The organism is Streptomyces sp. NPDC020917, assembly GCF_044333795.1.
Lineage (GTDB): Bacteria > Actinomycetota > Actinomycetes > Streptomycetales > Streptomycetaceae > Actinacidiphila.
Genome location: NZ_JBIRRR010000008.1, coordinates 131,586 through 150,957, shown reverse-complemented (window position 1 = coordinate 150,957; position 19,372 = coordinate 131,586). Strand labels below are relative to the sequence as shown.

General features: G+C 73.6%; 14 protein-coding genes. 9 read left to right on the top strand and 5 right to left on the bottom strand.

The features are described from left to right. Positions 1-45: 45 nt before the first annotated feature. On the bottom strand, positions 46-468 hold the full coding sequence (panD, locus tag ACH4TG_RS19505; protein ID WP_398243593.1) for an aspartate 1-decarboxylase: 423 nt from the start codon (positions 466-468) through the stop codon (positions 46-48). Positions 469-602: 134 nt separating this feature from the next. Beyond that, positions 603-2,561 carry an FUSC family protein gene (locus ACH4TG_RS19500; RefSeq protein ID WP_398243592.1) on the bottom strand — a complete coding sequence of 653 codons (1,959 nt, stop codon included), beginning with the start codon at positions 2,559-2,561 and terminating at the stop codon, positions 603-605. Between the two features lie 239 nt (positions 2,562-2,800). Here ACH4TG_RS19500 and ACH4TG_RS19495 point away from each other — a divergent pair, with 239 nt between their 5' ends. From ACH4TG_RS19495 to ACH4TG_RS19480, 4 genes are all read left to right on the top strand, one after another. Then, a complete protein-coding gene (locus tag ACH4TG_RS19495; protein ID WP_398243591.1) occupies positions 2,801-3,166 on the top strand; it encodes a MarR family transcriptional regulator in 366 nt (121 codons plus the stop codon). Positions 3,167-3,300: 134 nt separating this feature from the next. After that, a complete protein-coding gene (locus ACH4TG_RS19490; RefSeq protein ID WP_398243590.1) occupies positions 3,301-3,513 on the top strand; it encodes a heavy-metal-associated domain-containing protein in 213 nt (70 codons plus the stop codon). 160 nt (positions 3,514-3,673) lie between these two features. Continuing rightward, positions 3,674-6,007 (top strand): heavy metal translocating P-type ATPase, encoded by a 2,334-nt coding sequence (locus ACH4TG_RS19485; protein ID WP_398243589.1) that lies wholly within the window; start codon positions 3,674-3,676, stop codon positions 6,005-6,007. Positions 6,008-6,178: 171 nt separating this feature from the next. Further along, a complete protein-coding gene (locus ACH4TG_RS19480) occupies positions 6,179-7,360 on the top strand; it encodes a DNA glycosylase AlkZ-like family protein (RefSeq protein WP_398243588.1) in 1,182 nt (393 codons plus the stop codon). A gap of 71 nt (positions 7,361-7,431) precedes the next feature. Here the strand turns inward: ACH4TG_RS19480 and ACH4TG_RS19475 are convergent, their stop codons facing one another. Further along, positions 7,432-9,624, bottom strand: coding sequence for a D-alanyl-D-alanine carboxypeptidase (locus tag ACH4TG_RS19475; RefSeq protein ID WP_398243587.1), 2,193 nt, complete (start codon positions 9,622-9,624; stop codon positions 7,432-7,434). Between the two features lie 675 nt (positions 9,625-10,299). Here ACH4TG_RS19475 and ACH4TG_RS19470 point away from each other — a divergent pair. From ACH4TG_RS19470 to ACH4TG_RS19450, 5 genes are all read left to right on the top strand, one after another. Continuing rightward, positions 10,300-11,001 (top strand): GPP34 family phosphoprotein, encoded by a 702-nt coding sequence (locus ACH4TG_RS19470; protein ID WP_069463322.1) that lies wholly within the window; start codon positions 10,300-10,302, stop codon positions 10,999-11,001. 471 nt (positions 11,002-11,472) lie between these two features. Next, the gene (locus ACH4TG_RS19465) at positions 11,473-12,327 is read left to right on the top strand and encodes a helix-turn-helix domain-containing protein (RefSeq protein ID WP_398243586.1); all 855 of its coding nucleotides are present in this window, start codon (positions 11,473-11,475) and stop codon (positions 12,325-12,327) included. Between the two features lie 218 nt (positions 12,328-12,545). Then, positions 12,546-12,755 carry a DUF397 domain-containing protein gene (locus ACH4TG_RS19460; protein WP_398243585.1) on the top strand — a complete coding sequence of 70 codons (210 nt, stop codon included), beginning with the start codon at positions 12,546-12,548 and terminating at the stop codon, positions 12,753-12,755. A gap of 180 nt (positions 12,756-12,935) precedes the next feature. Next, positions 12,936-14,126, top strand: a complete 1,191-nt coding sequence (locus tag ACH4TG_RS19455; protein ID WP_398243584.1) for a PLP-dependent aminotransferase family protein — start codon at positions 12,936-12,938, stop codon at positions 14,124-14,126. 422 nt (positions 14,127-14,548) lie between these two features. Then, entirely contained in the window at positions 14,549-16,123 is a 1,575-nt protein-coding gene (locus ACH4TG_RS19450) for a sodium:solute symporter family protein (protein WP_398243583.1), read from the top strand. 211 nt (positions 16,124-16,334) lie between these two features. Here the strand turns inward: ACH4TG_RS19450 and ACH4TG_RS19445 are convergent, their stop codons facing one another. Both ACH4TG_RS19445 and ACH4TG_RS19440 read right to left on the bottom strand, forming a co-directional pair. Continuing rightward, positions 16,335-17,438, bottom strand: coding sequence for an ADP-ribosylglycohydrolase family protein (locus ACH4TG_RS19445; RefSeq protein ID WP_398243582.1), 1,104 nt, complete (start codon positions 17,436-17,438; stop codon positions 16,335-16,337). A gap of 311 nt (positions 17,439-17,749) precedes the next feature. Further along, positions 17,750-18,976, bottom strand: coding sequence for a phosphodiester glycosidase family protein (locus ACH4TG_RS19440; protein WP_398243783.1), 1,227 nt, complete (start codon positions 18,974-18,976; stop codon positions 17,750-17,752). Between the last annotated feature and the right edge of the window lie 396 nt (positions 18,977-19,372).

The window sequence follows — 19,372 nt, the reverse complement described above, 5'->3', positions numbered from 1 at the left end:
GTACGGTCCTGGATCCTCGCGGGATTCCTCTGGTGTCCGAGGTGGTCAGACCCGCACGGCCGCGTGGGGAGGGCGGACGGCGTCGGAGCCGGGCGCGGGCTCGGCGGTGTCGTCGCCGAGGGCAACGATCCGGTTGGCGGCGTCCACGTGGACCACGGCCGGGCGCAGGGCGCGGGCCTCGGCGTCGTCGACCTGGGCGTAGCTGATCAGGATGACGAGGTCGCCGGGGTGGACCAGGTGCGCGGCGGCGCCGTTGATGCCGATCACCCCGGAACCGCGCTCGCCCTCGATGACGTAGGTCTCCAGGCGCGCGCCGTTGGTGATGTCGACGATGTGCACGAGTTCACCGGGCAGCAGGTCGGCGGCGTCCATCAGGTCGGCGTCGACGGTCACGGAGCCCACATAGTGCAGATCGGCCTGGGTCACGGTGGCCCGGTGGATCTTGGACTTGAACATGGTGCGCAGCACGGTGCCGCCTCCTGGTGAACGAGCTGGTCGCGTCCGCGTTCGCGGTACGCGCCGACGTCCCAAGCGTAGGGCCCGCGGCGGCGCGCGGAAGCGGGGGCCCGGGCGGAGTGCGGAAGATCTCAACCACGGGCGGATCAGCCGGCGGCCGGCGCGGGCGCGGGCACCGGAGGGGCGGGCGCGGTGGGCAGCCGGTCGTAGAGGTCGGCGAGCGCGGCGTTCAGGAGTACCAGGTGCGGGGGTCCGCCGCGGGTCCTGCGCGGCGGCCCGGCGTCGGGGCGGTGGCCGAGCCTGCGCCGCACCTGCCCGGTGTTGAGGGCGGCCAGGCCCAGGTGCGGTCGTGCGGCGGCCAGTTCGCGGGGGTCGCCGGCGGCGAGGGCCCGCACGGCGGGGGCGCAGGCGGCGAGGGCGTCCGCCCAGTCCGCGGCGTGGGCATGTGCGGCGGCCGGGCCGGGCTTGGCGCCCGTGGGGCGCCGGATGCGCGCGGAGGCTGCGTCCAGCACACGGGCAAGCGGGTCCGGGAGGCGGCGCCTCAGGCGGTGGACCACGGATCGGTGGGCGCGGGCGGGCGCGGCGGCCTGGGCGAGGTCGCGGGTGGCGCGGTCGAAGGCGCGGGCCAGCCGCCGCATCTCCGCGGGCTGGGGTTCGGTGGCCCGGGTGGCGCCGAGCAGGTCCTGCAGCACCTGCAGGGCCCTGGCCGCCCGCCCGCGCAGCACCGTCTCGGTGCGCAGCGGCAGGACGAAGTACGCGGCCGCGATGCCGCAGGCCGAGCCGAGCAGGATGCCTTCGGGCCGCTGGACGAGGAGCGCGGTGCCGCGCTCGCCGTCCATGCCGTGGAGGACGGCGAGCATGCTGGTGACGCAGAACGCCCAGGCGGCGTAGGTGAGATCGCGCAGCCACAGGCCGGCCAGCAGGTACACGAGGATCACCGTGACGGCGAGCGGCGCCCGGCCGGCGACCAGGTGGGCGGCCAGCGTTCCGGTGACGGCTCCGGTGAACGCCCCGGCGATCCGCAGCCCGCTGCGGTGCACCACGTCCCCGCGGCTGCGGGCGGCGCTGCACACCACGAACGCGGTGATGACCGTCCAGGTCCAGCGGTGCGAGAACGCCAGGTGGCCGGCTGCGAACGCGGCGGCCATGGCGCACGCGAGCTGGGCGGTCAGCCGGGTCTGCGGCTGCGGGTCGCGCCAGCCGCCGGCCCTGCGGCGGGGCGCGGGCGCGTCAGGGGCCGGGTGTTCGCGGGAGGGGGTGCGGCGTACGGCGGCGGCCCGGGTGCGGACGTCGGCGACCGCGGCGTTCCAGCGGCCCGGTCCGGTGTCCGTACCCGCTTCGGCGTCCGGTTCGGCGGCGGCCAGGACCTCGGCCCGGAGCACCGCGGCGGACAGGGCGTCGAGCGGGGCGTGGTCGGCGCCTTCGGGGAGGCGGGCGGCGGCCAGCCGGTCCTCGGCGGTGAGGGCGGCGCGGTGCAGGGTGCGTTCGGCACGGGCCCGGGCGGGGTCGCCGGCCGGCAGGTCACGCAGCCGGGCGGCGGCGGGCAGCAGGTCGAGGGCGGCAGCGGCCGCCTCGCGGGTGGGCCGGGCCGGCAGCACCGCCATGGCGGTGATCACGCAGGCAACGGCGATGGCCCCGGCGGCCCCGCCCCACAGCGGGCCGGTGGCGTGGGCCGCGCTGGGCGGGATCGGCACCACCAGGACGGCGATCAGCGGGGTGAGGGCCAGGCGGCCGAGGCGGCGGACGGTGCCGCCGAAGCGCATCAGGTAGCGGGACGTGGCGACGGCGCTCACGAAGACAACGGAACCGAGCACCGCGTGGCCGAGCATGAACCGTCCGGTGAAGGCGGCGACGATGCCGATACCGGGGACAAAGGCCAGCGCGGAGAGGCGGTGCGGGAGGCTGGTGGCGTGCAGCGAACGCGAGACGAGGACGGCGAGGACGGTCGCGATCACCACCATGCCGCCGGGCAGATGAGCGGATCGCACGACCGCGTCGGTCACCAGCAACGCCGCCACGGCCGCGAGGACCGTCCGTATGGCCACGCGCCACCGCACTCCGCCGGGGTCCAGCAGTCGCAGGCTGACGATCATCTGTGTCCTCATCCCACAAGTCCTACGTCATGCGTATGACAATCATCCACTGCTGGCGTGCATGTCACTACGAACCAAGCCGATGAGCACATGAGTTCCCCACTAATTCGGCGATGTCACCCGTCACTCACCCCCGAAGTATCGATCCCAAGATAGTACGCAGAGCTGAGAAAATGGCTGCCATGTTTCCTCCCCCGCCCGCCGACCCCGCGTCCACGCTCCGCCGCGCCGTCAACCGGTTGAGTCGCCGCATGCGTGCCGAGCGGCTGCCCGACTCGCTGCCGACGGGCCGGCTCGGCGCCTTGGCGCAGCTGTACCGCGAGGGCCCGAGCACTCCCGGTGCGATGGCGGCCGCGCTGCACGTGCAGCCGCAGTCGCTGACCCGGACACTGGCCGCGCTCGAGCAGGACGGGCTGGTGACCCGGGTGCGGGACGCCGACGACGGCCGCCAGTTCCGCATCGAGCTGACCCGGAGCGGCTTCGAGGCGATGACGCGCGACGTCGAGCACCGCGACGCCTGGCTGCGGGCGCGCATGAAGGCGGAACTGAACGACACCGAGCGCGAGGTGCTCCGGCTGGCCGCCCGGCTGATGGACCGGCTCGCGGCGGACGAGTGACGGTGCCCACAACGGCCGGGCCGCGCTCCGGTAATACCCCTAGGGGGTATAAGCTGACGGGAGAGGGCGGGAAACCGTCCCGGCAACCGGCACCCGTACGGCATCCCCGTACGCACACGCATGAGGAGCGCACCATGAGCGAGGCCGTCTACACCGTTTCCGGGATGAGCTGCGGTCACTGCGAGTCCGCGGTCACCAAGGAGGTCACCGCGATCCCGGGTGTCACCTCGGTGACGGCCGTGGCGACGACCGGGCTGGTGACCATCGCCTCCGAGCAGCCCCTGGACGACGACGCGATCCGCGCCGCCGTCGACGAGGCGGGCTACGAGCTGGTCGGCCGCGCCTGAGAACCTGGGCAGGCGCGCGGAGCGACCCGGAGCCGGACGCACACGACGGCCCCAGGCACGGACACCGGCACCGGCACCGGCACGCGCAGCAGGATGGCCCGGACGCCGGCGGGCACACGGGCAAGGGGAAGCAAGGGTTCACGGGAGCAGGCGAACGGGCGTGGCGACGACAGCGGAGAACGACGGCGGGACGGCGCAGCGGCAACTGGTCGAGCTGGAGATCGGCGGCATGACGTGCGCGTCCTGCGCCGCGAGGATCGAGAAGAAGCTCAACCGGATGGACGGCGTGACCGCCACCGTCAACTACGCCACCGAGCGGGCGAAGGTGGCGTACGACGACGCGGCCGGCATCGCGGTCTCCGATCTCGTCGCGACGGTCGAGGCCACCGGCTACACCGCCGCCCTGCCCGCGCCGCCCGCTCCCCCGCCCGCCGTCGCCGCCGGCGGGGCACAGCCCTCCGCCGGAGGCGTCGCCCCGCCCGCGGAGGACCCCGAACTGGTCCCGCTGCGGCAGCGGTTGACGACCGCCGTGGTCCTGGCCGTGCCGGTGATCGTGCTGTCAATGGTCCCGGTCCTGCAGTTCACCAACTGGCAGTGGCTGGCGCTGACTCTGGCCTCGCCGGTCGTCGCCTACGCCGGCTGGCCCTTCCACCGCGCGGCCTGGATCAACGCCCGGCACGGCGCGGCGACCATGGACACCCTGGTCTCGGTCGGCACCCTCGCCGCCTACGGCTGGTCGCTGTGGGCGCTGTTCTTCGGCACCGCGGGGACGGCCGGGATGAAGCACCCGTTCAGCTTCGCGATCTCGCGCGGCGACGGGGGCGGGCAGATCTATCTGGAAGCCGCGGCCGGCGTGACCGCGTTCCTCCTCGCCGGACGGTACTTCGAGGTCCGGGCCAAGCGGCGGGCGGGCGCGGCGCTGCGCGCGCTGCTGGAGCTGGGTGCCAGGGACGTGGCGGTGCTGCGCGCCGGCAGCGGCGGCCAGGTAAGGGAAGTCCGGGTCCCGGTGGCCGAGTTGGCGGTCGGCGACCGCTTCGTGGTGCGGCCCGGCGAGAAGATCGCCACCGACGGGATCGTGCGCGAGGGCGGCTCGGCGGTCGACGCCTCGATGCTGACGGGCGAATCGGTCCCGGTCGAGGTCGGGCCGGGGTCGGCGGTCACCGGCGCGACGGTCAACGCCGGCGGACGGATCGTCGTCGAGGCCGCGAAGGTCGGCGCCGACACCCAACTGGCCCGCATGGCACGGCTGGTGGCCGACGCGCAGAACGGCAAGGCTGCGGCGCAGCGGCTGGCCGACCGCATCTCGGCGGTGTTCGTGCCGGCCGTGATCGCCCTCGCGCTGGGCACGCTCGGCGTGTGGCTGGCACTCGGGGAAGGGCCGACCGCGGCCTTCACGGCGGCCGTTGCGGTGCTCATCATCGCCTGCCCGTGCGCGCTGGGCCTGGCCACGCCGACCGCACTGATGGTCGGCACCGGCCGCGGCGCGCAGTTGGGGATCCTCATCAAGGGGCCCGAGGTGCTGGAGTCCACACGGGCCGTGGACACCGTCGTGCTGGACAAGACCGGCACCGTCACCACCGGCGCGATGGCGCTGACCGGCGTGCACGCCGCGGACGGGGTCGCCGACCAGGACGTGCTGCGGCTGGCCGGAGCCCTCGAACACGCCTCGGAGCACCCGGTGGCGCGGGCGATCGCGACCGGAGCGGCCGACGCGGTCGGCGAACTTCCGCCTGTCGCCGAGGACTTCGCCGGCCTTCCCGGGCTCGGCGTGCGCGGCACGGTCGACGGCCACCTGGTGCTGGCCGGCCGCAGCCGGCTACTGGAGGACGCGGGAATGCCGCTGCCGCCCGCCCTGGCGAAGGCGCGGGACGAGGCCGAGGCGCGCGGTGCGACGGCGGTCGCCGTCGGCTGGGACGGGGCCGCCCGGGCCGTGCTGACCGTCTCCGACCGCGTCCGGCCGACCAGTGCCGAGGCGGTGCGGCGGCTGCGCGCGCTGGGCCTGCGGCCGGTACTGCTGACCGGCGACAACGCGGCGGTCGCGGCCACCGTCGCGGCCCAGGTGGGCATCGCGGCCGAGGACGTCCACGCCGAGGTGCTGCCCGAGGACAAGGTCGCCGTGGTGCGGCGGCTGCAGGAGCAGGGCAGGACGGTCGCGATGGTCGGCGACGGCGTCAACGACGCGGCGGCGCTGGCCCAGGCCGACCTGGGGCTGGCGATGGGAACGGGCACGGACGCGGCGATCGAGGCCGGCGACCTGACGCTGGTGCGCGGGGACCTGACCGTGGCGGCGGACGCGATCCGGCTGTCCCGCAGGACCCTGGGCACGATCCGTGCCAACCTGTTCTGGGCGTTCGCGTACAACACCGCGGCGATCCCGCTGGCCGCCGCCGGGCTGCTCAACCCGATGATCGCGGGGGCCGCGATGGCGTTCTCCTCGGTGTTCGTCGTCGGCAACAGCCTGCGGCTGCGCGGCTTCCGCCCGCTGCCCGCGTGACGCCCGGACCGCGGACCGCGGACCGGCGACCGGCGACCGGCGACCGGCGACCGGCGACCGCGGACCGCTTCACGCACGGGCCCGGGTCGGCAGCAGCCCATCTCCGGTTGACCGGCACGCCGTTCCCCGATGACCGCACCGCGCCGCGCACAGTGGTGTGAGGATGGGGGGATGGCGGTTCGACGGCAGGTCACGGCACAGGAGCGCGCCGCTCGCGTGGCGCAACGGCTGGTGGGGCGGGGGGCCGCGGGCCCCGAGGAGGTGACCCGGTCTCTGGTCGCGCTGCACGCCACCGATCCGGCGACGGTGTTCCTCTCGGTCGACGCGCGGCTGGCGCAGCCAGAAGGCAGCATCGAGGCCGTCGAGGAGGCGCTGTACGGGCCGCAGGCGCCCCTGGTCCGGATGCTGGCGATGCGGCGCACCATGTTCGTCGTCACCCGCGACGTCGCGCCCGACGTGTACGCAGCCGCCGGCCGGCCCATCGCCGCCAACGAGCGCAAGAAGCTGCTGGCGTTCCTCGCCGAGGGCGGCGGCTGGGACGAGAAGTGGCTCACCGCGGCCGAGGAGGCGGTCGAAGCGGTACTGGCCGCCGGGGGCGAGCTGAGCGGCGCCGAACTGTCCAAGCGGGTACCGCAGTTGCGCGAGCAGGTGGTCGTCGCCCGCGGCAAGCCGTACGAGGCCACGCAGAACGTGGCCAGCCGGATCATCCGCACGATGGCAGCCGAGAACCGGATCGAGCGGCGCCGGCCCGCCGGCACCTGGGCCAGCAGCCAGTTCCGGTGGGCGCCCGCACGGCCCCTGGAGGAGCGGCCTCCGGACGACGCACGGGCGGCCGTCGTACGGGCCTGGCTGGGTGCCTACGGGCCGGGCACGGAGGCCGACCTCAAGTGGTGGACCGGCTGGACGCTGACCGCCGTCAGGAAGGCGCTGGCGGCCGTCGGCGCCGAGCAGGTGGGGCTCGACACGGGCTCCGGGCCGGCCACCGGCTACGTGCTGCCCGGCGACACCGGGCCGCAGAAGGCGCCACCGCCCGCCGCCGCCCTGCTGCCGGCCCTCGACCCGGCGCCGATGGGATGGCAGGACCGGGACTGGTTCCTGCCCCAGGAGCACCGCGCGGCGCTCTTCGACCGCACGGGCAACGTCGGGCCCACCGTGTGGTGGGGCGGCGAGGTGGTCGGCGGCTGGGGGCAGCAGGCCGACGGGACCGTGGTGTGGCGGCAGTTGGCCGACCGCGGCGCGCAGGCCGCCAAGGCGGTGGACCGCGCGGCGGCCGAACTGACCGCCCGGCTCGGCGGCGTTCGGATCACACCGCGGTTCCGTACGCCCCTGGAACGCGAACTGGCCTCTGCCTAGGCGCAAAGGCCCGAGGCGGAGGCCGGTCGCGGGCGACCCGGATCAGCTGATCCGGGTCGGCCCGGGGAGGATCAGCTGATCCGGGTCAGCTTCTTGCCGAAGGACGGCGCGTTCAGGTCGGTCTGCAGGACCACCGGCACCGTGGTGCGGGCGGTGCCCGTGCCGAAGCCGATCGTGCCCACCTGGGTGCCGGCCTTGGCGTTGTGCGGCAGGCCGCCGCCCTGGGGGGTGAGCGTCAGACCGGCGGTCATGCCGGGCCAGCCGATCGCCTTCAGGTCGGCCGCGGCGACCACCGGGGTCCGGCCGCCGAGTCCGTCGTCGACCTCGCCGACGACCTCGCCCTTCTTCAGTATCGTCGCCGACGTCATGCCGCCCTGGATGGAGTTGATCAGGGACTGGCTGCGCTGGAGCGCCACGTTCAGGCTGTCGTTGACGGTGACGCCGCCGCGCTGCTGCAGGACCACGCCCAGGATCAGCTGCTGCTTGCCGTCGACGGTCTTGTGCGCCGCCCACATCAGGGCGCCGCCCGCCGGGGTGCTCGATCCGGTCTTGATGCCGACGACGCCCAGGTTCACCAAGTCGTTGTTGTTGTTGTAGATCGTGCCGACGCCCGGGATGTCCACGTGCGGCTGGGCCACGACCGCCCGGAACACGTCGTTCTGCATGACCTGCCGGGCCAGCTTGAGCTGGTCCACCGCGGTGCTCTGCGTCGTCGACTCGAAGCCGCTGGCGCCCGTGTACGTGGTGTGGGTCATGCCGAAGCCGGCCGCCGCGTGCTGCATCTTGGCGACGAACGCCTCCTGCGTGCCGGCGTCCCAACGCGCCAGCAGGCGGGCGATGTTGTTGCCGGACGGGACGAGCAGCAACTCCAGCATCTGGCGTTCGGTGAACTTCTGGCCCTCCTGGACGTGCGCCGTCGACTCCTCGGTGGAGCCGGACTCGTCGGCCGCCTGCTTGTCGACGGTGATCACCGGGCCGTTCTGCTTCCCGCTGATCGGGTGGTCGCGCAGGATCACGAACGCGGTCATCACCTTGGTGACGCTCGCGATCGGCACCGGCGTCTGCGCGCCGCGCACGCCCAGCGAGCCCAGACCCTCGACCTCCACGGCCGCCTGGCCCTGACCGGGCCACGGCATGGACTGCGGCAGCGGGGTGCCGGGGAAGCGGTACGTCGCCTCCGTGGTCGACACCAGCGACGGCGACGGCAGCGGCCGCAGCGCCTGGGCCAGGACGAAGACCAGCACAAGCAGGATGGCCAGCGGCGTCCAGATCTTGAAGCGGCGGCCGATGGTGCGCAGCAGCGTCTGCGGCGGAGGCGGGGTGTTCGTCAGCTCCGCGAGCAGCTTCAGCGGGTCCTTGTCGGGCATAGGCGGCACCGGCATGGTGCGGGTGCCCTGCGGCCCCACCCCCTCGCTGTCGCCGCCCTTGGCGCCCTCCCCTGCCGCGGCGGGCGGCAGCGGTGCCTTCCCCGGCGGCATGGGCGGAACCGGCGGGACGGCCCGGGTGGGCGTGCCAGGCTTGCCGAACGCGACCGCGCCGCCCTCGCCGTTCTGCCCGGCGTACAGGTCCGACACCAGCGGCCGCACCACGGGCCCGCCCTTGGGACCGGGCTCGCCGGCCTCCTTGGGCGCGTCCTTGGGTGCGTCCTCGGGCTCCGCGACCTTGGGGGCGGCGTCCTTCGGGGCCGCGTCCTTGGGCGGCGACGCGGAATCCCCGTCCTTGGACACGGACTTCGGCGCCGCGTCCTTGGGCGTGGCAGAGGTCGCCCCGGCCTTCAGCGGAGTGGTGGGCAGGTCCTTGGGCGCGGACTTCGGCGCCGCGTCCTTGGGCGTGCCGGTAGCCGCCCCGGCCTTCAGCGGCGTCGTCGGCAGATCCTTGGGCGCGGCCGACCGGGGAAGGTCTGTGCGCACCTTCAGCGTGGTGGTGGGCAGGTCCTTGAAGCGGTCCTGCGCTTCCGCACCGGACTTCGGGTCCGCCTCCTCAGGTGCCGCGTCCTCAATTGCGGCGTCCTTGGGCGCTTCGTCCTCGGGCGCCTTGCCCCCGGAAGCGGCCTCTTTGGACCCCGGCCCGGAATCCCCGTCCTCAGCCGCGGGCTTCGGTTCGGCGTCCTCGGCCGCGTCGGCGCGGTCCACTTCCGGCTCCGCGTCGGAGGCGGTTTCGTCCGGGTGGGCGCGGCCCGTTCGTGCACCGGGTTCGGCCGCCGGGGTGGCGGCGGGCGCGGTCGCCGAAACGCCCTCGCTCGCACCGTCGGCCTCGGAGGTCACATCCGCCCCATCAGCCTCGGCCGCTCCATCACGATTCGATTCCGTTTTCGTGCCCTGGGAGGCCGTGGCCCGCGAGGCGGAAGTGACCGGCGGCGCAGCAGGGGCCGGCGGGGAGTCGACGGCGGCTACGTCGTCCGCCGTATCCGCCGTGGTCGACGGTGTCGACGGCGTGGACGGATGCGGACGCACGCCGGAGGCCGAGCCGTCCACGGCACCCGGCGAGGGCGCGGCGGAAGCGGAAGGGGCGCCGGAAGTCGCCACGGAGACGCGTTCGTCGCGGATGTCGGAGGTCAGCCTCGCCTCACGCACCTCACGCGTCCCGGTGGGCGTTCGGAACACCGCCAGCCTCGGATCCGCGGCTACGCGGTCCGCCACCTCCCCCGACGTCTCCTTCTGCTGCTCCTTGCCGGGGGACTCGCCCGCCACGCAGACCTCCTCCACAGATCGTCATCCGTCATGAACACATCGTGAGGGGCGCCACTCCATGGCACCCCTAGCCGCGCTGACCCACACTGGCAAGTGTCCCGCGACAGGCGCGCAGGCCGTCTGCGACACCCCACCACCCCGTAGACGAGAACGACATACCACCCGGTTCCCGTCGATATGGATGAGGCGCTCTCGACAGGCCGGTGTGAGAGGCGTCACCCTGTCATTCATCCACGCGGGGAGGCATGGATGGGCAAGAGCCGCAGAACAATTCCGGAAGAGCTCCTGCTGCTCGCTCTGGACCCGGCCACCGGGACCACGGCGCAGCCTCAGTCGCTCGACCTCGGCCTCGCCGGGGCACAGCTCGTCGAGCTGGCCCTGGCCGGACGGATAGCCCCTGACGGGGATCGTATCGCCGTGGTGCACCCACGGCCGACAGGAGATCCGACTCTGGACTCCGCGCTCGAACTGCTGCGCCGACGCGGCAGCCCGGTGCGCGCCGTCCACTGGATCGGCGGGCCCCGGCTGGGGTTGCGCCAGACGTATCTCGCGCACCTGGAGCGGTGCGGCATGGTGCACGCCGTGCCGGGTCAGATGTGCGGGGTACTGCCCACCACCCGGTACCAGGCGACCGACAGCGCGGTCAGCCGGGAGATCAGGGCACGGCTCGACTCGGCGATCCGCACCGGCGTACCGCCGGACCCGCGGACCGCGGCGCTCGCCGCGCTCGCCCACTCGGTGGGTCTCGGCAAGCACCTGTACCCGGGGAACGAGGGCCGGTCCTCGCGATCGCGCCTGCGTGACCTGATCCGGTACGACCCGATGGGCGGCCTCGTCGCGCACGCCGTGATGGACGTGCAGAACGGGGTGGCGGCGCAGCCGAAACGGCCGCCGGCCCAGGCGCAACGCCCGGCAGGGCACAGCACGATGGCCCGCGCCGGCGCTCGCTGACCGGTCGCACGGAACGCCGGACGGCAGAGCAGGGCGCCGCACGGCACGGCACGACAGCACGCTGAACGGCAGCACTTCCGGCAGCACCCCTCGCTCCACCTCGCACAGCTCGTACCGCTCGTACAGCCCCGTTTTCAGGACGGCTGCGGTGTCCGCCGGCAGGGACCGGACACCGCCGCCACCGGCCCTGCGGCCGGGCGGCCGCCCTCGGCGAGTCCCCTCCGGGAGCCGCTGCGTCGCGCGGGGCGACGGCGTTCCGGAACACCTCCGGGGCGTCGGCGCCCCGCGCGTCGCGCTTTTCCGGGGCGGCGCGGCATCCGCCGGAACCGGACCGGACGTTACCGCGAAGCGGAAGCGGACCGGAAAACGGTGGGCGCGGGCAAGCTTGTTCCGCTCATTCTCCAGCGCGGTGATGACCGGTAGTGGCAGGCTGCTGACCATCAGTACGTTCAGCGTGGAGGTGCAGTCCCCGTGGTCGCCAACGTCAACCCCACCGTCAGGCGCCGCCGGCTCGGTTCGGAGCTGCGCAAGCTCCGCGAGCAGAAGGGCATGACGGCCGAGGAGGTGGCGGCCCGGCTGCTCGTCTCCCAGTCGAAGATCAGCCGTCTGGAGAACGGGCGGCGCAGCATCAGCCAGCGCGACGTGCGCGATCTGTGCGGGGTGTACGGCGTCGAGGACGTCCGGATCGTCGACTCGCTGATGCAGATGGCCAAGGAGTCGCGGCAGCAGGGCTGGTGGCACGCCTTCGGCGACATCCCGTACAGCGTCTACATCGGTCTGGAGACCGAGGCGGCGAGCCTGCGGGTCTTCGAACCCCAGGTGGTGCCGGGCCTGTTGCAGACCGAGGCGTACGCGACCGCGGTGATCGCGGGCAACCTGCCGGAGGCCACGCCCGAGCAGGTCGACAAGCGGGTCAACGTGCGGATGCGCCGCCAGGAGCGGATCACCGACTCCGAAGGGCCGCTGCGGATGTGGGCGGTGATCGACGAGGCGGCGCTGTGCCGGAAGGTCGGCGACAACGCCATCATGCGCGAACAGCTGCAGCATCTGGTCGAGTTGAGTCACGTCCCGCATGTCACCGTGCAGGTGCTGCCGTTCGAGGCGGGCGCGCACCCGGGGCTGAGCGGGCAGTTCGCGGTGCTGGAGTTCACCGACGCCACCGATGCGACGGTGGTGTACCTGGAGGGCGTCAACAGCGACCTGTACCTGGAGAAGGACACGGACGTGCAGGCGTACAGCGTGATGTACGAGCACCTTCGGGCGCAGGCGCTGAGCGCCGAGCTGTCCCGGACGTTCATCGACGAGGCCGCCCAGCGGTACGCCTAGGGAGGGTTGCGGGGAGGCGCCGGACCCGGCTCGCGGGGTGGGGGACGGCACGGTACACCCCTGCGTGTCCAACTGGGAAGAGACGCAAGGAATATGCCATCCGACCGGGTGAAGAGGCCCGCCGCTCCGTGATGTTGGCGAGTAGCGTCGTCGGCGTTCAGTCATTGGCGCATCAGGCGATCGCCGCGCCGCCGTCACCAGCACAGACCGGAGCAGAGATGGCAATCAAGCTGGGCAGCACCCCCGCGTGGATGAAGTCCTCGCGTTCCACCGGGAACGGCGCCTGTGTGGAAGTGAAGTCCCCCGCCGTGGAAGCCGTGGTCGTCCGGGACTCCAAGGACCCGCAGGGACCCGTCCTGACCTTTTCCCCCGAGGCGTGGGCGTCGTTCGTCACCGACGTCGACCACGGCGCGTTCGACCTGCGCTGACCCGCGCGTCGACCGCGGCCCGCGCGGACCGGGGAGGTCCGTGAACCGCACTGCTGCAGAGCCCTCTCGACCGGCCGCCGTCCTTGCCGAGGGGGCTCTGCGCCTGCCCGGGGCCGGGCGTCTGCCCGCATCCTGGAAAGTACCTGGACATGGCAACGATTCTTCGTAGGCTGCGGTGTCATGACGACCGCCCCCGCCGCCCTGCCCAGTCTCGCCGCCCGCGCACGCCACATCGGCGCCTCGCCGGTACGCGAGATCCTGGCGCTGACCGCGCGGCCCGAGGTGATCTCGTTCGCCGGCGGCCTGCCCGCGCCCGAGCTCTTCGACGCGGAGGGCATCCGGGCGGCGTACGACCGGGTGCTGGCGGAGCGGCCGCAGCGGGTGCTGCAGTACTCCACGACGGAGGGCGACCCGGCGCTTCGGGCCGCGGTGGCGGGCCGGTTGACCGCCCGCGGCCTGGCCACCGAGGCCGACTCCCTGGTGGTGACGGGCGGTTCGCAGCAGGGCCTGGCGCTGCTCGCCACCGCGCTGCTGGAGCCCGGTGACGCGGTGCTGGTCGAGGACCCGACCTATCTGGCCGCGCTGCAGTGCTTCGGCTTCGCGGGCGCCCGGGTGCTGCCGGTGCCGACCGACGCGGACGGGGTGGTCCCCGAGGCGCTGGAGGAGCTGGTGCTGCGGGAGCGGCCGAAGCTGCTCTACCTGGTGCCCAACTTCCAGAATCCGACGGGCCGTACGCTTCCGCTGGAGCGCCGCAGGGCGATCGCCGGGGTGGCGGCGCGGCACGGCCTGTGGATCGCCGAGGACGACCCCTACGGCGAGTTGCGCTTCGAGGGCGACTACCAGCCGTGGATAGCCTCCCTGGAGGACGCCGCGGACCGCACGGTGCTGCTGGGCAGCTTCTCCAAGGTGATGGCGCCGGGGATGCGGCTCGGGTGGCTGCGCGCGCCGGCCGGGCTGCTGCGCGCCTGTGTGATCGCCAAGCAGGCCGCGGATCTGCACACCTCGACGGTGGACCAGGCGGCTGCGGCCCGCTACCTGGCCGACTGCGATCTCGACGCGCACCTGGACCGCGTCCGCACCGCCTACCGGGCCCGCCGCGACGCGCTGCTCGACGGCCTGCCCGCGGCACTGCCGGACGGCAGTGCCTGGAACCGCCCGGAGGGCGGCATGTTCGTGTGGGTGCGCCTGCCCGAAGGCCACGACGCGACCGAGGTGCTGCACCGGGCGATCGCCCACGACGTCGCCTACGTTCCCGGTGCGCCCTTCTTCGCGTCGACTCCCGACCCGGCGGCGCTGCGCATGTCCTTCACCACGCACACCCCGCAGGAGATCGCCGAGGGACTGGCGCGCCTGGCCAAGGCGTTCGGCTGATCGGGCACCAACTCCTGTAGCTGGTAACGGCGTTCTCACCGGCGGGGCCCGTCGTGCCCCCGTGCCGTCGCGCGCCGCTCCTGGGCCACCTCCTTCCTCGGCCGTGCGGGATCCCGCATCCCGAACGGCTGTTGCCCGTGAGGCATTCAGGCACGCGTGCGCGCACCCGGACGTCCAGCGAAGTGCCCGCTCATGGTGGGTTCGCGATCACGGTCATCACAATGCCAAGGTAAGTAAAGAGGACGCAAAATCGTTCGGCCGTCTGATCTCGGTTCAGACTCTTGAACAGATGGACTCTTGACCGGCACCCTGGACCAGGGTTCAATCCCCGGAAGTCCCCACTCCCGCACGGGGGCGACCGCCCGACGGAGCGTCACAGCGAAGTGCGCTCTCGTTCACAAGGCGGACCCCCTGGAGGGGACATGAATGGTCTCGACTGGACGGTGCTCATCGCGTACTTCGGCGTGATGGTGGCGATCGGGTTCTGGTCACACAAGCGCGTCGACACCGTCGGCGACTACTTCACCGCCGGCGGCAGGATGCCGTGGTGGCTGTCCGGCATCTCCCACCACATGTCGGGCTACAGCGCGGTGCTGTTCACCGGTTACGCGGGCATCTCCTACAAGTACGGCGTCACCTCGTACTTCACCTGGGCGTTCCCGATCGCCATCGGTGTGGCCCTGGGCGCCAAGCTGTTCGCGCCGCGGCTGAACCGCATGCGCTCCCGGCTGAACGTGGCCTCACCGCTGGAATACCTCAAGGAGCGCTACAACCTGACGACCCAGCAGGCGCTGGCGTGGTCCGGCGTGCTGCTGAAGATCGTCGACGTGGGCGCCAAGTGGGCCGCCATCGCGACCCTGTTGTCGGTGTTCACCGGGGTCACCATCACCCAGGGCATCATCATCACCGGTGCGATCACCGCGGTGTACTGCACCGTCGGCGGCCTGTGGGCCGACGCGCTCACCGAACTCGGGCAGTTCGTCATCCAGTTGGTGGCCGGACTGGCCATGCTGGTGGCCGCGCTCGCCAAGCTCAACGGCATCAGCACCCTGTGGAACGTCTGGGATGAGCCCGCACTGCACCACCACAACCACCCGACGGCCGGCCCCTACACGACCGTCTTCCTGCTGGCGTACCTGTTCATCAAGACCTTCGAGTACAACGGCGGCATGTGGAACCAGGCCCAGCGCTACATGGCGACGGGCTCGGCCAAGGAGGCGCAGCGCAGCGCGACGCTCTCGGCGGTGCTGTGGTTCATCTGGCCGCTGGTGCTCTTCTTCCCGATGTGGATCTCGCCGCTGCTGGTCCAGGCGAAGAAGCCCGACGCGTCCGACTCGTACGCGCTGCTGTCCGAACAGCTGCTGCCGCACGGCCTGCTGGGCCTGGTCGTGGTCGGCTTCTTCTCGCACACCATGGCCATGTGCTCCTCGGACGCCAACGCGATCGCCGCCGTCGTCACCCGCGACATCGCGCCCGCGATGTCGCGCACCGCGCGCGCCTGGACCACCCGCGTCGGCCTGATCGCCGCCCGCGCCTGCACGCTGCTGTTCCTGGGCCTGTCGATGGCGGTCGCCACCCAGGTCAACTCGCCGACGTTCAAGGACATCATCACCGTCGTCATCAAGTGGGTGGCGGGACTCGTCGGCCCGATCGCCATCCCGTTCCTGCTCGGGCTGATGGTGCGGTTCCGCCGGTCCGGGCCGACCGCGGCACTGGTCAGCTGGGCGATGGGCCTGCTGGCCTTCTACCTCGTCAACTACCCGATCAACGACGCGGTGTCCGGCGGCGTGAACCTGGAGTACCAGATCTCGGTGCCGGTCGCGATCTCGCTCGTCCTCTACATCGTCATCGGCTACATCAAGCCCGAGGACACCCCGGAGCGCGACGCGCTGATCGCGAAGATCAACGACGACGGCCCGGGCGCGGGGAGCGTCTCGCTGCCCGAGCCCGCCGGGGCCGGCGACTCGGTGCTGGGGTCGACCAAGGTCGGCGACTGAACCACCGGTGAGCCACCGGTCGTCACCCAACCGGTGGGGCCTGTCCACCGCCGCAAGGCCGGCGCCGCCCTCCTTCCTCGGGGCGGCGTCGGCACGTCCGGGCCCGCTCCTTCGGTTCCGGCAGCCGCGCCCCGTACGGCGGGCGGGCCGTTCGGGCCCGTGCGGACGGCAGTCCGGGCGGCGGGTGGCCGGGCGGCGGGTGGCCGGGCGCTCAGGCCGCCGGGTAGCGGTCGAGCCAGGCGGGGCTCGCGCCGGAGGGGCCGTGCAGCGCGGGGGCCTGCGTCATCTCCATCGCGAAGTCGTCGGCGAGTTGCAGGAGCGTCGCCCGCCCCTCCAGCTCGGCGATCCAGGCCGGCGGCAGCGCCGTCTCGCCGTGCTGCACACCCAGCAGGTTGCCGCAGATCGAACCGGTGGAGTCGCTGTCCCCGGAGTGGTTGACGGCCAGCAGCAGGCCGTGCCGCACGTCCTCGGCGACCAGCGCGCAGTACACGCCCATCGCCAGCGCCTCCTCGGCCGTCCAGCCCTCGCCCAGCGCCTCCACGCGCTGCGGCGACGGCAGGCCCTGCCGGACGGCGCCCAGGGCGCTCTGCAGCGCGTCGGTGGTCTCCTGGTGCCCGGGGCGCGCGCCGAGCAGCGCCAGCGCGTGCTGGACCGAGCCGTCCAGCGCCTCGCCGCGGGCCAGGCCGTGCACGATGACCGCGAACGCGCCGGCCGCCAGCTGCCCGGTGGGGTGGCCGTGGGTCTGCGCCGCGCACTCCACCGCGAGCTGGAACACCAGCTGCGGCTCCCAGCCGACCAGCAGCCCGAACGGCGCCGAGCGCATCACGGTGCCGCAGCCCTTGGAGCCCGGGTTCTTCGGCGCCTCCAGGGTGCCCATGGTGTCGTCGGCCAGGCCGCTCAGGCACGCGCCGCCGGGCGCTCGCCGCGCGTAGAGCCACTCCTCGCGGGCCAGCCAGCCGCTGTCCTTGCGGCGCTCGTCCGGGCCCCACTCGTTCTGCGTGGCCGCCCAGCGCAGGTAGGCGCGGTGCACGTCGGTCGGCGGGTGCCAGGCGCCGGTGTCCCGGCGGACCTGGGCCCTGATCAGGCCCTCGACGGTGAACATGGTCATCTGCGTGTCGTCGGTGATCGCACCGCGCCGCCCGTAGGCCGGCACGTAGTCGGTGACACCGTCCGGACCGTGGGCGGCCTGGATGGCCTCGAGCGACTCGAACTCCACGCCCGCTCCCAGGGCGTCGCCGATCGCGCCGCCGAGCAGGCACCCCCGGACGCGGCTGCGGAAGTCCTGCTGCTGCGCCCGTCCCCAGACAGCCGTCAAAGCGGTCTCCTCCGATCATCCCCCGATCCGAACCCGTTCTGGGCCAGCACGATATCCGACGCGGCGCGTGGCGGAAGGGCCTCCCGGAGGCAGGGGGGTCAGGCGGTGCATTGGCTGTGCGTTGTCCGTGAAAGCGCTGATCGCGGCGATGGAGGGCGGAATGCCCCGGGGTCGCGGAGGCGACCGCGAGGGCCCTCCGGCGAGCCCCGGGAGCGGCCCCGGCGCGTCCCTTCGGCGGGAGGCGGGCCGGCGCCGGGCCGGGGCGTGGAACCCCGGTCCCGGCGCCCGTCCGCGCGCCTCCCGCCCGGCTGTCAGGGGGCGGTGGAGAAGATCCCGACGGCGTTGGCGACCGCGCGCTCGGCGCCGCCCGTGGGGTGGTTGCGCACCACCGAGGCCGGGTCGGCGGGGCCGCGGGTGACCAGGGTCGTCGATCCGCCGCCGTCCAGGTTGACCGCGTCGTCGGCCCCCAGCTCCCGCATCACCGCGGACAGCTCGGCGATCGTCAGGCCGGCGCCGGACTCCGCGCTGCCGTCCAGGGCCATCAGGTACAGCGTGCGCCCGCCGTCGCCGAAGCCGGCGGCGGTGCGGGTGGCCGCGGTCTTGACGTCCAGCCCGGCGAGCGGCTGCCCGTCCCGCAGGATCGGGAAGCCGCCGACCGCGAAGGTGTACGGGACGCGGGTCGCGGTGGGCGCGAGGTGCGCGGCGACCCCCACGCGGTCGCCGACGTGCAGCGTGCGCAGGGTGTCGGCGCCCGCCTCGCGGCCGAGCAGCACGGTGGTGTCCGCGGCGATGGGCCCGGAGCCCGGCGTGTCCGCCACCGACGCGACCCGGCCGTGCCGCACGGCGACCTCGTAGGTGTCGGTGCTGCAGCCCGCCGCGCGCGAGGTGTCGGAGCCGCACACCGCGCGCTCGCGGGAGACGGTTCCCCAGCCGGCGGTGTAGGCGCCGATGCCGCCCTGCGGGAGGGCGTACTGGTTGTAGCCGCCCAGCTGGTACGTGCCCTTAGCGGTGCGGATCCGGCCCGCGAGGTCCAGCCGGTCCAGGCGGGCCCTGCGGTCGACGCCGACGCCGAGGACGTCGTGGGTGGTCTCCCCCGGCGGCATGGCCGGGCCGAAGCGCTGGGCGTCGGGCACGGCGGCCTTCAGGTCCCGGCCCGAGCCGATCTCCGGGCCGTCGGAGGAACCGGTGGGGTCGACGCCGGGGTGCTGGCTCTCGTCGATGTCGAAGAAGTCGCCGTTCACCGCGCCGATCGCGTGCCGGGCGTCGGCGAGCGCGGAGACCTGGCCGCGGGCCGCGACCGCGCCGGGCGTCAGCAGGTCCACCCGCACGTGCGGGTCGCGGAGGTCGACGGACAGCAGGTGCCCGTGCACGGTTCCATGGCCGGCGGCCACGGTGAACTGCCCGTACTGCACGCCTTGTGCGAGTTGCTCGACGTTCTCCAGCGGCAGCCCGCCGTCGGCGGCGGCGGCGCCGGACGCGCCGGCGAGGGTCCCCGCCGCGACACCCAGCGCGGCCAGCGCGGCCGCTCCCCATCGGATCCCGGTCCGCCCGAGCCCCGTCCGTCCGGTTTCCCGGGCCCCTTCCCGCCGGATCCCGGTCCGCTGCTCCCGCTTGCCGCTCCGCGTCACATCTCCCCCAAAGGGCGCCGCAACTCACTGGATTCCCAGGGGACTTCACCATCCCGGCGGAGCGGCGGCAAGTACGCGGGGGAACTCCGCCGTGGCCGGTCGGGAAATTTCCTCCGGGTGGCGGGCAGGAACCGGAAAAATCTGCCGGAACCTTCGCGGGCCGCCTTCCCCCGGCAGGTGCGGCTGGGACCGGCCGGCGGTCCCGTACGCGCCGGGAACCCGGGGCCCCCTTCGGACGGCGGCCCCGCACGCGGCGCGTCCCGCGCGGGCAGGCGGTAGGCGCCGCGTTCCGCGCGGGCGGTGCGG